The organism is Paenibacillus sp. Paensp111 (assembly GCF_059492195.1).
This window is the reverse complement of record NZ_CP168527.1, coordinates 1158440-1171015: the sequence shown is the minus strand read 5'-3', so window position 1 is coordinate 1171015 and position 12576 is coordinate 1158440. Positions and strand designations below refer to the sequence as shown.

General features: G+C 47.8%; 14 protein-coding genes. 7 read left to right on the top strand and 7 right to left on the bottom strand.

The window, feature by feature from the left end:
* The first annotated feature begins 497 nt into the window (after positions 1-497).
* The gene (locus tag ACEN86_RS05450; protein ID WP_495633327.1) at positions 498-956 is read left to right on the top strand and encodes a GNAT family N-acetyltransferase; all 459 of its coding nucleotides are present in this window, start codon (positions 498-500) and stop codon (positions 954-956) included.
* Between the two features lie 7 nt (positions 957-963).
* Here ACEN86_RS05450 and ACEN86_RS05445 read toward each other — a convergent pair whose 3' ends face one another.
* The 5 genes from ACEN86_RS05445 to ACEN86_RS05425 form a co-directional block, all read right to left on the bottom strand.
* Positions 964-1290 (bottom strand): hypothetical protein, encoded by a 327-nt coding sequence (locus ACEN86_RS05445; protein WP_495633326.1) that lies wholly within the window; start codon positions 1288-1290, stop codon positions 964-966.
* Between the two features lie 130 nt (positions 1291-1420).
* A complete protein-coding gene (gene rplT, locus ACEN86_RS05440) occupies positions 1421-1780 on the bottom strand; it encodes a 50S ribosomal protein L20 (RefSeq protein WP_127200584.1) in 360 nt (119 codons plus the stop codon).
* Between the two features lie 30 nt (positions 1781-1810).
* On the bottom strand, positions 1811-2011 hold the full coding sequence (gene rpmI, locus ACEN86_RS05435; RefSeq protein WP_127200583.1) for a 50S ribosomal protein L35: 201 nt from the start codon (positions 2009-2011) through the stop codon (positions 1811-1813).
* 34 nt (positions 2012-2045) lie between these two features.
* Positions 2046-2540, bottom strand: a complete 495-nt coding sequence (gene infC / locus ACEN86_RS05430) for a translation initiation factor IF-3 (protein ID WP_127200582.1) — start codon at positions 2538-2540, stop codon at positions 2046-2048.
* A 298-nt stretch (positions 2541-2838) separates the two neighbouring features.
* Positions 2839-4077, bottom strand: coding sequence for a glycosyltransferase family 2 protein (locus ACEN86_RS05425; protein WP_495633325.1), 1239 nt, complete (start codon positions 4075-4077; stop codon positions 2839-2841).
* 695 nt (positions 4078-4772) lie between these two features.
* Here ACEN86_RS05425 and ACEN86_RS05420 point away from each other — a divergent pair.
* Both ACEN86_RS05420 and ACEN86_RS05415 read left to right on the top strand, forming a co-directional pair.
* The gene (locus tag ACEN86_RS05420) at positions 4773-5300 is read left to right on the top strand and encodes a phosphatase PAP2 family protein (protein ID WP_495633324.1); all 528 of its coding nucleotides are present in this window, start codon (positions 4773-4775) and stop codon (positions 5298-5300) included.
* Positions 5301-5352: 52 nt separating this feature from the next.
* The gene (locus ACEN86_RS05415) at positions 5353-6492 is read left to right on the top strand and encodes an MGDG synthase family glycosyltransferase (protein WP_495633323.1); all 1140 of its coding nucleotides are present in this window, start codon (positions 5353-5355) and stop codon (positions 6490-6492) included.
* Between the two features lie 46 nt (positions 6493-6538).
* On the opposite strand, the gene trmB is transcribed toward ACEN86_RS05415, so the two are convergent.
* Entirely contained in the window at positions 6539-7246 is a 708-nt protein-coding gene (trmB, locus tag ACEN86_RS05410) for a tRNA (guanosine(46)-N7)-methyltransferase TrmB (RefSeq protein ID WP_495633322.1), read from the bottom strand.
* 435 nt (positions 7247-7681) lie between these two features.
* Between trmB and mnmL the strand changes: the two genes are divergently transcribed.
* From mnmL to ACEN86_RS05390, 4 genes are read left to right on the top strand one after another with little or no spacing between them, the layout of a single operon-like run.
* The gene (gene mnmL, locus ACEN86_RS05405) at positions 7682-8635 is read left to right on the top strand and encodes a tRNA modification radical SAM protein MnmL/YtqA (RefSeq protein ID WP_495633321.1); all 954 of its coding nucleotides are present in this window, start codon (positions 7682-7684) and stop codon (positions 8633-8635) included.
* Between the two features lies 1 nt (position 8636).
* Positions 8637-9218: a tRNA 5-(aminomethyl)-2-thiouridylate-methyltransferase MnmM gene (gene mnmM, locus ACEN86_RS05400; protein ID WP_495633320.1), complete on the top strand. Its 582-nt coding sequence runs from the start codon at positions 8637-8639 to the stop codon at positions 9216-9218.
* A 45-nt stretch (positions 9219-9263) separates the two neighbouring features.
* A complete protein-coding gene (locus tag ACEN86_RS05395) occupies positions 9264-9662 on the top strand; it encodes a VOC family protein (RefSeq protein WP_495633319.1) in 399 nt (132 codons plus the stop codon).
* A gap of 26 nt (positions 9663-9688) precedes the next feature.
* Positions 9689-10630 carry an alpha/beta hydrolase gene (locus ACEN86_RS05390; protein WP_495633318.1) on the top strand — a complete coding sequence of 314 codons (942 nt, stop codon included), beginning with the start codon at positions 9689-9691 and terminating at the stop codon, positions 10628-10630.
* Positions 10631-10786: 156 nt separating this feature from the next.
* Here ACEN86_RS05390 and ACEN86_RS05385 read toward each other — a convergent pair whose 3' ends face one another.
* Positions 10787-12559, bottom strand: coding sequence for a B12-binding domain-containing radical SAM protein (locus ACEN86_RS05385; RefSeq protein WP_495633317.1), 1773 nt, complete (start codon positions 12557-12559; stop codon positions 10787-10789).
* Positions 12560-12576 lie beyond the last annotated feature (17 nt).

Below are 12576 nucleotides of genomic sequence, written 5' to 3'. Positions count from 1 at the left end.
TTCCGTCACTCAAAACAGATTTCTGCTTCGAGGGACGAAAGGTTATCGCTTCCGTGGTACCACCCATGTTCACCCGGATCTTCGCAAACCCAGGCCTTGGCGAGTAAAGGATCTCTCCCTACTCATGGTCCGTAACGTAGACCTTACGATTCTCCCTAATAGCTTCTTCTTCTCCACGCGCGTGGTTATACCGGTAAGAAGAACTTTTCAGGAGAACAGCTCAGAGGTGAGCTCGTCATTAAGGGATAATGGTGGTGGTCTCAGCAAATCCATCCACTCTCTGATCAAAAGAGCCCCTAACACTTCGTCCTCATCATTGCCGATTTCGTATCGCGTTATCGCGTTAAAATGTTTAGAAACATTATATGATTCCTGGATGCCGTAGTCAACACTTTTTGCAAATCGATTCACCCGAGCCTTCAGTAACCCTTTTTCTCCCTCGCCATATGATAAAGTACATGGCCCAGAAATATGTACGGTGAGGAGGAGAATCAGCAATGATCCGTTACCGGAGACCGAAGCAGGATGACCCTGTCATTTACCGGCTGATCGAAAACGAGCTTGTCCCCTATTCGCACCTGTCAAATACAGATCTGGAAGCGGTAAGGAAAGACCTTCCCTTGAGACTGAGCCGGGGCGTAACTTTGGTTGCCTCTTCATCCTATGAGGAGGATCCCTGCGCCTTTATCCATTTTATGATCCACGGTGATTTATTATACATCGATATGATGGCCGTTGCACCCGCGCATCAGCGTAAGCGTCATGGGAAGACACTGCTCTCGCAAGCCGAGAGCTTCGCCGCCTCACGTGGGTGCAGCAGAGCCAAAGTAATGGTCGATGCAGGCAATGAGCGTGCACGGCTGTTCTACCAAAGGCTGGGGTATGTGACTTCGAGGTTCATCCCCTTGTCTCTATGCTACGAAATGAACAAACCCCTGCGTTCAATTCGCTTATAGCGTTACTCTAGAATAGAAACGGGCTGCCATAGATTCCGCTGTATCCGTAGTTATACCCACCATACGCACCGCTATAGCCGTAGCCCCCGCCATAAGGGCCAGGCCCATAATTCCCGTAAGAGTATGGCAAAGTACCAATCGCAAGCAGATCGAACAGGGCCAGTGGCAATATCGCTTTGGTGTGTACCTTCTTGCCTTTTTTCGGTGCCAGGATCAGGCGATTCCCGCTGATCTTAACGAGCTTACCCGTAACCATACTGCCGTCTTTTCTATAAGCTACGATATTTTTGCCTACAAGCTTTTGTGCTTCTTTCTTCATTGTGGACGAATTCATGCGTTCCCCTCCTCCAAGTGTCTTCTCCCTAACATATTCCATGGAGGTGAAGGACGCCTGTACCCTCGCCTTGAGAAAAAGAAAACAGGCGCCCCGGTTGGGACGCCTGTTTCTGTACATAAAACGCGATTTACGCGTTGATTTTTTCTTTTGCAACTGCAGCCAAAGAATTGAACGCTGTAAGATCATTAACAGCCAGATCAGCAAGGATCTTGCGGTTGATGTTCACTTCAGCCAATTTAAGACCGTGCATCAATTTGCTGTAAGACAAGCCGTTCAGACGAGCTGCCGCGTTAATACGCACGATCCACAGTCTGCGGAAATCGCGTTTCTTTTGACGACGGTCACGGTATGCATACAGGAATGATTTCATTACTTGCTCATTAGCTGTTTTGAAAATACGGTGTTTGGAACCGAAATAACCTTTAGCAAGCTTCAATACTTTTTTATGACGACGACGAACGACGAATCCGCCTTTTACTCTTGCCATATCAAAAAACCTCCCAGAAAGTGTGTTCTACTACTTAAGATTAGACAGACCTTGTTTCAAACGTCTAACGTCACCTGCGTACATAACTGGATTGCCGGCCAAAACACGTTTTGTGCTTTTGGATTTACCGGAGAGCAAGTGGTTACGGCCTGCTTTGTAGCGTTTCACTTTACCAGTTCCAGTAATTTTGAAGCGGCCTTTAAGGCTGCTATGAGTTTTCATTTTAGGCATGGTACTTCCCCCTTATAGGTTGTAAGCTTATCGCTTAGTTTTTCGGTGCCAAAATCATAATCATGCTGCGGCCTTCCAATTTTGGCAGACGCTCGATGGTAGAAATTTCAGTAACTTCTTCCTTGACGCGGTCCAAAATCTTCTTCCCGATATCGGCATGTGTGATTTCACGGCCACGGAAACGCACAGAGCATTTCACTTTGTCGCCGTCTTTCAAGAATTTGATCACATTACGCAGTTTCGTCTGGTAGTCATGTTCCTCGATATTAGCGCGAAACCAAACTTCCTTGATATCGACGATTTTCTGATTCTTACGAGCTTCTTTCTCTTTCTTCTGGGTCTCGTAACGGAACTTGCCGTAGTCCATAATCCGGCATACCGGCGGTTTAGCCGTCGGCGCTACATTCACCAAATCCAGATTCAGATCGATAGCCATCTGCAGCGCTTCACGAATCGGCTTAATCCCGATCTGCTCACCTTCTGCACCAACCAAACGAACTTCCTTCGCCCGTATTTCATCATTGATCAAATGTTCCTTACTGATAATTCTCCACCTCCAAATGGTCTGTTGCCATACTGTCCTGACCAAAATAAGCAAAATAAAAAGGGATACAGGTTACCACCCGCATCCCATTATTGATCATCAATTCATCATGAACATTCACATTCATAAATCATCGGATCAAAACCAGCCAACCGGAGTCAGACAGGTGAGAAGCCAGGGCCTCTGCTTGCAATCCAAAAGCTTGCTAACAGCAAATACTTGATTAATATATCACAACATTACAAGCAGGTCAAGAAAAATTAAAAAATAAAAAGCAGGGAGATTATCCCTGCTTGCTTTGAACTTCTTCCAGACGAACGACACGTGTATGCTCGGTATGGCTCCACTGCTTGTTGTTCTGTGTGAAGAAGGCATAGAACGTAATCGGCCACCACGAGAACAGGTACACCGGGAACAGAATCAGGTACAGATACACCTTCTTGTACGTAATCTTCTCCAAGATCATTGCTGCCAGGAAAATAAACACATTACCGGCAATCGCCAGAAGCGATACCCAGAACGGGAGGTAGCTGTACATGGTCGAGATATGCGGTCCATTGAACAAAGATTGATCCGCCCAGATAAAGGCTGTAAGCAAGAATGTCAAAAGCACGATGTAGACATTCACTGCGTACAGAGCCAGGTCGAACTTGATCATGCTTCTCTCTTTGATACTCTTCCACAGCATTGGGAAGAAGTAACGGCGTGCTACGGTAAAGTGACCCTGCATCCAGCGCAGACGCTGGCGGGCCGAAGCCTTGAACGATAGCGGCTTCTCATCGAACAATTTGGCGTCATAGTTGAACACAGGGTAGATTCCTTTGCTCGCACAACGCATAGTGAATTCCAGGTCTTCTACAAGGCTGGTTGCACCCCAACCGATTTCTTTCAAGAGCTCGGTCTCAAAGCACATGCCTGTACCGCCCAGGAAGTTAGCCATCTTCAGATTATGACGAGGCAGCTGCCAAAGGCGGTTCACATACCAATATGATACTCCGTAAGCCGCTGTAACCCATGAATCCTCAGGATTCTTGGTATCAATATAACCTTGAATCACGCGGGCACCGCTGCAAAGATCGTTGTTCATCTCGTTCAGAAAGTCCGGATGAGCCAGGTTGTCGGCGTCAAACATAACAACCGCATCATACTGGCGCGGCATCTTCCAAAGCTCTTTCAGCATCCACTCAATTGCATATCCTTTACCACGAAGGTTCGGATTGGTACGCACACAAGCATTCATATTGTGACTGCGCACGATATCGGCAGTGCCGTCCGTACAGTTATCACAAATAACGAATACATCGTAAAGCTCCTGCGGATAGTTGAGCAGTTTTAGGTTCTCCATTAAAGCTCCAACGACCTGCTCCTCATTATGTGCTGCCACCAGGACAGCGAAGGATTTAGTTGGAGGAAAATGCTGCTTCTTCTTTTTCTTGTACAGACCAAACAAAGAGAACACGAATTGATACACACCGATGACTGCAAGGATAACCTGCAGTCCAACTAGAATGGCATCCAACATGATTCCCTGGTACCCCCCTTTTAACCCTCATGAAATTAAACTACGTTTTTCTCTCTACAATTTGTTATCGCAGTTTCTAATGACCCTTGTTTCAGTTGTAATTTAGTGAAGCATGGTAACTCCATTTGTCCCTTATCTATATCTGGGTACAAATAGTCAGACATTAAGATTCTCTACGAATTCGCCCGATTTGTCAAAAGGCTAATTTCTCTTCTACGTGTAAATTACGCCCAAAGAATGTCTATATCAGGGTACTGCGGTACCTCGTCCTTGCATTCATAGCGGTTAGGTCTTATTTTCATCCATTTAGCCGTTTTTTATTTCCCTGTCTTCCCCCTTTGCCTAAAATAATCAATAAACGTAAAGGTTATATTAAATCAAACGGGATTAATCAGGAAAAGTTTACGGAAAACCTGATATTTTTTTAAACTTTTTTGATATCATTTGAATCATTGTAGTAGGTGTACCGTTGATAAGTCAAAAAAGGGCATCAGCTAAAGCAGAAAATAAAACAAACTGACCTTGAAATGACGGTAGAATAAAAATATGATTATCCTATCCTGAAAATAACGGCAATCTGCTGCTGAGGGTTGTTCAGGCCAGCTTCCGCTGGTTATATGGATTACACACCACACTCCATAAATAAGGGATGATTAGGGCTGGCTTCGCCGGCCTATCCAAAGCGGAGGGATTGTATGCAGCGATTATTTGTAAGACTAACACACCTGGACCAGCGATTATTTGTAGCTATAAATACCGGTCTTCACGGCAGCTTTCTCAACTTCTGGCTCTTTTACCTGACCCATATGGGAGGAGCAACATTTACAATTGCAGCTACGATACTGCTGTGGATTTTTACACCAGATCCTTGGAGACAGACTGCCCTGATCGCAGCTGCTTCACTGGCCATCAGTCATATCCCAGTTGCAATAGCCAAAAAGACTTACCCGCGGGTGAGGCCCTACCTAACGCTTCCGGGCACCCATACATTCCGTGATCCATTGACAGACCATTCGTTCCCATCAGGCCATACTACAGCCATTTTCTCAGTTACCATGCCCTTTATGGTGATGGAGCCTGTAACATCCTTTATACTCGCTCCTATAGCCATGATGGTAGGCTTATCCCGAATATACCTGGGTCTGCACTACCCTTCTGATGTATTGGCCGGAGCTGTGATCGGGACCGGAGTCGCACTTGGCACGGTTGCATTATGGACCTAAAGGGGATATTGTTAGGTTATGGTAAAACCTTGCAGGAAAAGGTGAAACTAACGTGCAAAAACAAAGAGTACTGCTTTTATCTGAAGGATTTGGTGCAGGGCACACCCAGGCAGCCTACGCGCTTTCAAGCAGTCTGCGCAAGGTGTCGCCTCACGTGCAGACCAAGGTTCTTGAGCTTGGAAGTTTTTTGAATCCGAGAATGGCCCCGCTAATTATTACAGCGTATAAGAAAACGCTCAGTTCCCAACCCCGGCTGGTACGAATGATGTACCGCAGCAATTATAAAAAATCATTAAACCGATTGACGACGCTTGCGCTGCATCGAATTTTTTATACGCATACCACACAGCTGGTCAAGCAGATTCGTCCGAATGTAATTGTATGTACTCATCCCATACCCAGTGCGGTAATCTCCCGGATGAAGCGGCTCGGGCTTGATGTTCCATTATGTACCGTAATAACGGATTACGATGCGCATGGAACCTGGGTGAGCCGGGAAGTCGACTGCTACCTGGTCTCGACCAATCAGGTCAAAGACAGGCTCCTAGAGCGCGGCGTTGAGGAATCGAGAATCCGGATTACCGGAATTCCCGTTCATCCCAGCTTCTGGGAAAGACATCACAGCAAAGATGACATCAGAAACAAATTTGGTCTGGCAGATATGCCAACAGTGCTGGTTATGGGCGGCGGCTGGGGCTTTATGAAGGATGAAGCCGTCAACACTCTTCTTGCTCGTTACTCTGAACAGATTCAGCTGATCTTCTGTTTCGGAAGCAACACTAAGTCGCTCCAGAAGATGGAAGAGGATCCAAGGTTCAAGCATCCGAATATCCACCTTATGGGCTTTACGAAAGAAATCGATAAGCTGATGGAGGTCTCCGATCTGCTGATCACCAAGCCAGGCGGGATGACCTGCTCGGAAGGTCTGGCCAAAGGAATTCCTATGCTGTTCCACAAGCCTCTCCCAGGGCAAGAAGAAGAGAATTCCCAGTATTTCGCTTCACAGGGCTGGGGAACACCGATTACCGGTCTACATGTTATAACGGAATGGATCCGCCAGCTGACGGATAATTATGAGGAAGTGAGATCCAACCGGCAGCGTGTGATTGAACAGATCAAACGTTATCATCCGATGCAAAGCGCTCAAGCCATTATTGATGTACTGGAACAAAAAGAAGGGGCTGTTCATTAGTCAAACTGACTAAGAAGAGCCCCTTCTTCTATTCAAATTTCTGTATCTAGAATTGATCCATCTTATGCTCTTGATACTTACGGAGAGCTTCATCCCCTACCATAACTTCACAGCGGTAAATGTTCATCCCTTGTCCGACAAATTTAGTCTCGTACTCGGTCATCACATGCTCTTCATTGATCCCTTCCCGGTGTAAGCTTAACGAAATATTATTCATCTGCAGACCGGATGCTGCAAAGGAGTTGAGTGAAAATTCAAACAAGGTTAAAGAATCCGTCTTGAAATGGATTTCACCCTTCTCGTTCAGAACCGTGCGATACTTGTCCAGAAAGCGTGGATGTGTCAGCCGGCGACGGCCGTGTCTTGATTTTGGCCAAGGATCACTGAAGTTCAGATAAATCCGCTCCACCTCACCCGGAGCAAAAAACTCCTCCAATGAATCAATATTCCCGAGGGCAAGCTTCACATTAACCGGCAAGTCCACGCCCTGCTCCATCCAGATTCCACGCGCCTTCTCACTTGCTCTGCGGATCAATTCATCATACATATCCATTCCGATGAAATTGCAATCCGGATATTTCACGCTCATCCCGCTGATGAACTGACCTTTACCCATTCCAAGCTCAATATAGATCGGATGATCATTGCCGAACCATTCCGCCCAGCGTCCTTTATATTCCCGGGGATCCAGTGTAATTATATCCTGCTGTGATTCCAAACTTTCCCGTATCCCTTTTCTGCCGCGTAAACGCATCTCATTCCTCCGCCTTTATCATGTGCCGTCAGCACATTGAACATTTAATACTCCTGCATTATTGTGCCTAAGATTTCCCCAAAAGTAAAGACCAAAGACCGGGCCCGAAATGGAAAAAGGAATCCAGATGACCGCTGGAAACGATCAAGGATTCCTCTTTCACTATATTTGGAATTGGGGTCCAACGATTCTTAAGATCCGCATTTTCAGCTGGATCCGCTTCATATAGGACGTTCATAAGATGCAGGATATTCAGCAGCCGGCTAGTTACCAGAGCTGTTGACTGATATTAAAATATCACAATAGGCCGATGAATTCAACAAACCACCCTCCGGTTCCCCTTTTTTTGTGTTTTTTGATACAATGTAACATAAGAAAAGAGCGGTCAAACATAAACAAATTATTTGGCTCATCTCTAAATACAAAGGAGTTAACATGAGCATACAAATGCCTTCGCCCCCAACCTCGTGGGGGGGTAAAAGATTTCATACATGGAACACGGAAATGCGAGAAGTTTTTGACGGGAAAGTGTTCAAAGTCATGTTGGATGCAGGATTCACCTGTCCGAACCGGGACGGTTCCATTGCCAAAGGAGGCTGTACCTTCTGCAGCGCGCGAGGCTCGGGCGATTTTGCAGGAAGCCGCCGGGACGATCTGGTCACCCAATTTAACACGATTCGGGACAAACAGCACTTGAAATGGCCTAACGCTAAGTATGTCGGATATTTTCAGGCCTACACCAATACGTATGCCCCGGTAGAGGAGCTTCGGGAGTACTTCGAGGTTATCCTTCAGCAGCCCGGTGTAGTGGGCCTATCGATTGCTACGCGGCCGGACTGTCTCCCTGATGATGTCATTGATTACCTTGCGGAACTAAATGAGCGGACTTATTTATGGGTTGAGATGGGCCTACAAACCGTCCATGAATCCACTTCGCAGTTAATCAACCGCGCCCATGATACCCAGTGTTACCTTGAGGCTGTTGAGAAGCTTCGCAAACGAAACATCAGAGTCTGTGCGCATATTATTTACGGGCTGCCGCTTGAGACTCATGAAATGATGCTGGACACAGGACGAGCTGTGGCGGCCATGGACGTACAAGGAATTAAGATCCATCTCCTTCACCTGATGCGAAAGACACCCATGGTGAAACAATACGAAGCAGGACTGCTCCGCTTTCTGGAGAAGGATGAATATGTGAAGCTCATCGTGGACACGCTGGAGTTCCTCCCTCCGGAAATGATCGTCCACCGGCTAACCGGAGATGCTCCGAGAGATCTTCTGATTGGGCCGCTCTGGAGTCTGAAGAAATGGGAAGTTCTGAACGCGATAGATGATGAACTCAAGGCCCGCGATACCTGGCAGGGCAAGTTCTGGAGGGGGCGTTAGAATGGGCTTTCAATCCGTGCTGAGTATGGCCCATCAGCTGGCAGCTGCCCGTCTTCAGCCTGGAGACACAGCTATTGACGCAACGGCCGGCACCGGTGCAGACACCCTGTTCCTGGCGCTTGCCTGCGGGCGCAAGGGTCAGGTCTTCAGCTTTGATGTACAAGCAGAGGCGCTCTTATTAACGGAGCAGCGTCTGGCCAAGGAGGAGCAGGGAAAGCTGGCCCAGGTAGCTTTGCTGCAGCGCAGTCATGCTGAGATGGCAGAGGCCATACCCACGAGCTTTCACGGCCGCCTTGGGGCCGTGATGTTCAATCTGGGCTATCTTCCGGCAGAAGGTGCCGATCCCTCGCTGATTACCGAGCCCGGCAGTACCCTGGCTGCTCTTGAAGCCGCTATGGAGCTACTTCGCCCGAAGGGGATCATAACGGCCGTTCTCTATCCCGGTCACCCTGGCGGAGGAGATGAAGCCGCTGCAGTTCAGGATTGGGCCGCTTCCTTGCCCTTGGCCAAAGGGCAGTCCATAATATACAGGCAGCTGCAGAAAGCTGCCGCACCGTATCTAATTGCGATTGAGAAGAAATAACACAATAACGGAAGATTCAACCCAATTAAGAAATGAGGCTTATCCATGAGTGTACACAAGATTGAACATATTGGAATTCGGGTATCGGTCCTTGAGGATTCTATTGAATTTTATAAACGAGTGCTGGGACTGAAGCTGCTATATACTATAGGTGAGGTTGGAGAGGACCTTCGTCTTGCTTTTCTTTCCTTCCCAGGACAGGAAAGTGTAGAGATTGAGCTGGTCTACATCAAGGATGCTCCTGAACTCGCCAGTGAAGGGCGTGTGAATCACCTGGCATTTACGGTAAGCTATATCGATAGAGAGTACGCCCGGATCGCTGAGCTTGGATTATCCGGACGCGACCCGGAGATTCGCACACTTCCTAATGGGAACCGTTTCTTTTTCTTTAATGGACCGGATGGGGAACGTATTGAGTTCTTTGAACCTGCGCGCACTTTGTGAACCATTCAAGCTACTGCTGAAGGAGGATGGCCTCTATAGAATCGAATCATTTCAATCTGCTCAGCTCTGACGGCAAGGATATCTATGTCTATAACTGGCTTCCGTCCATTGCAAACGAGGAGCGCCCCCGCGGGGTGATCCAGATTGCACACGGCATGGCTGAATCCGCCAGGAGGTATGAGCGTGCTGCAGGTGAGCTTACCAAGCAGGGCTATATTGTCTATGCCAACGATCATCGCGGGCATGGCCGTACAGCAGGCAGTCTGGATGAACTGGGTAAGCTCGGCAGAGACGGCTTCAATGCCATGGTGAACGATATGATTTTACTCGGAAGTGTGATCAGAGACAGACATCCAGATCTGCTGGTCCTGCTCCTCGGTCACAGCATGGGCTCTTTCCTAACCCAAAAGGTCATGTACACAGGACATGAATATTATTCAGGATTTATGCTCTCAGGGACCTGCGGGAAGCGGGGAATGCTGGAAATCGGCGAGAAGCTGGCTATGCTGCAAATTATGCTGCAGGGCGAACGCCATCCGAGTCTCCTGCTTAATGCTGTGGTGTTTGGCCCTTATAATCGTTCGTTCAAGCCGATTCGCACTCCATTTGACTGGTTAACCCGCGATCAGGAGGAAGTAGACAAATTTATCGAGGATCCTGAATGCGGCGCAATAAGCAGTACGGGCTTCTTCCGGGATTTCTTCCGTCTTCTTCAGGAAATTCATAAGCCTGAGCGAATGGCCCTGATCCCGAAGGATAAGCCGATCTATTTGTTCAGCGGCGAAGAAGATCCTGTCGGCCTTAAAGGCGATGGGGTCCGTCGTCTATACAGACAGTATCATAATCTGGGCATACAGGACGTGGAGCTCAAGCTGTACCCCGGTGCACGCCATGAACTGCTGAACGAAATTAACCGGGATGAAGTGACGAATGATCTGCTAAGGTGGATTAACGATCATACGAGTTGATAACGTTTGTAGCCAGGCTGCTGTAAAAGAAAAACAAAAAGCAAGTCTCCCGTTATCCGGGCGACTTGCTTTTTTTAATTATGCATGGATCCTGAGAGAACCGAGCATAGGCTGTCTTCTTGCTATTCACTAAAATGACCGCTTCTGTATCAGTTCCTAGTCAAGCGCAGCTGTCTCAAGCAGCGGCATCGTGTAAAACACCGGAATCTCTGCATCATTTTGCTGATACAGAACAATTAGCAGTGTCTTCTCGTTCTCGGAACCTGAGATAGGTTCGTCCCCGAGTACCTTATCAAGCGGGAACAGCAGCTCCTCGACTACTGCAAATTTCTGCAGTTCCCGGTCCTGAACTCCAAGGCTCGCAAAATCACCGGAGACCTGGTCTGCCCTCTCAGTCAGTGCTCTAAAATGGGCACTTCTGCGGTCTTTATCCACACCGGTCTCCCACCAGATCTTCCGCGGCTTATACTTGTGACCCAGGAAGTAATCGAGCTGCATCAGCCCCATTACGACTTCAGGACGCTTAAGTCCCCGGTAATCCAGAAAGGCTTGGAGTCTCGTGAACAAATCCTCAAGCTGATGTCCAATCCGCTGCCAGCCCTGCTCTTCCCAGTAGTTGCCGAAATCCTGGAAGAAATCGAACGGAGAGTCAAATTCGTGTTTCATCAGATAGTTCAAGGTATTGTCCATACGATGGGCATTCCAGTATTTCTCCAGTACATCCTCCAGCCGCTTGAGTCTGACAATGTCAGAGAAAGGAAGCACATCATTGCCTAAAATTTCATAGGGAGCATGGTCCATATAAGTATAGTTGTATTTCTTGGCATCATTCCGGAGTCCAGTCCCCCGAAGCATCTTGAGGAAGCCGAGCTGCAGCTCCTCCGGCCCTAGTTCAAATACATCGTTAAAGGTTTGGCGGAACGAATCATAATTCTCTTCAGGCAGACCTGCGATCAGATCCAGATGCTGATCGATCTTCCCGCTGTTCTTAATCGTAGTGACGGTCCGTGTCAGCTTGGTAAAGTTCTGGCGGCGCTTAACCAGTTCATTGGTGTCATCATTGGTGGATTGAACCCCAATTTCGAACCGGAAGATCCCAGGAGGCGCATTCTCGGCCAAATATTCGAGGACCTCGGGACGCATGATATCGGCCGTAATCTCGAACTGAAAAACACAGCCCTGATGATTCTCAATCAGGAACTGGAACATCTCCATGGCATAGGCCCTGTTAATATTGAAAGTCCGGTCCAGGAACTTAATAATCTTGGCTCCGTTACTGATCAGATAGAGAATATCCGATTTCACACGCTCAATATCGTAATAACGCACTCCGACCTCGATACTCGACAGACAGAACTGACAGTTAAATGGACATCCCCGGCTTGTCTCAAAATACACAATTCGCTTGCCCAAATTCGGAATGTCCTCCTGGAACCGATGTGGGGACGGGAGTGTGTTCAGATCGCTTTTGGGATGACCAGGCATGAGAACGACTTCGTGATCTTTGCGGTAGGCAATGCCATAGACAAAGTGGAATTTCCGTTCTCCGCTCAGCTCCTGAAGCAGCCGGTGAAACACCTCTTCCCCTTCGCCCATCACGATAAAATCAACATGCTGCGCCCGGTTCATCCAATACTCCGTATCGTAGGACACTTCGGGTCCGCCCAGGACGACTGTGACTTCCGGCATGACCTTCTTCAAGATCTCTACAACTTTGAGCGTTTCTTCAATGTTCCAGATATAACAAGAGAATCCGACCACATCGGGCTTCTTGTTGAACAGATCGGACACAATGTTCATGGCCGGGTCCTTGATGGTGTATTCGGCTAGCTGAATATCGAATTCATGATCGCTGTACGCCTTGAGCAGGCGGATGGCCAGGGAGGTATGAATATATTTGGCGTTGAGCGTTGACAGGATAACTTTCATGGTTCACAACCTTCTTT

Bases quoted from the DNA above. Each gene is read 5' to 3' on its own strand.
- ACEN86_RS05395 (WP_495633319.1), top strand. From the start codon at position 9,264: ATGAGTGTACACAAGATTGAACATATTGGAATTCGGGTATCGGTCCTT.
- mnmM (WP_495633320.1), top strand. From the start codon at position 8,637: ATGGGCTTTCAATCCGTGCTGAGTATGGCCCATCAGCTGGCAGCTGCC.
- mnmL (WP_495633321.1), top strand. From the start codon at position 7,682: ATGAGCATACAAATGCCTTCGCCCCCAACCTCGTGGGGGGGTAAAAGA.
- rpmI (WP_127200583.1), bottom strand. From the start codon at position 2,011: ATGCCTAAAATGAAAACTCATAGCAGCCTTAAAGGCCGCTTCAAAATT.
- ACEN86_RS05425 (WP_495633325.1), bottom strand. From the start codon at position 4,077: ATGTTGGATGCCATTCTAGTTGGACTGCAGGTTATCCTTGCAGTCATC.
- rplT (WP_127200584.1), bottom strand. From the start codon at position 1,780: ATGGCAAGAGTAAAAGGCGGATTCGTCGTTCGTCGTCGTCATAAAAAA.
- trmB (WP_495633322.1), bottom strand. From the start codon at position 7,246: ATGCGTTTACGCGGCAGAAAAGGGATACGGGAAAGTTTGGAATCACAG.
- ACEN86_RS05385 (WP_495633317.1), bottom strand. From the start codon at position 12,559: ATGAAAGTTATCCTGTCAACGCTCAACGCCAAATATATTCATACCTCC.
- ACEN86_RS05450 (WP_495633327.1), top strand. From the start codon at position 498: ATGATCCGTTACCGGAGACCGAAGCAGGATGACCCTGTCATTTACCGG.
- ACEN86_RS05420 (WP_495633324.1), top strand. From the start codon at position 4,773: ATGCAGCGATTATTTGTAAGACTAACACACCTGGACCAGCGATTATTT.
- ACEN86_RS05390 (WP_495633318.1), top strand. From the start codon at position 9,689: ATGGCCTCTATAGAATCGAATCATTTCAATCTGCTCAGCTCTGACGGC.
- ACEN86_RS05445 (WP_495633326.1), bottom strand. From the start codon at position 1,290: ATGAATTCGTCCACAATGAAGAAAGAAGCACAAAAGCTTGTAGGCAAA.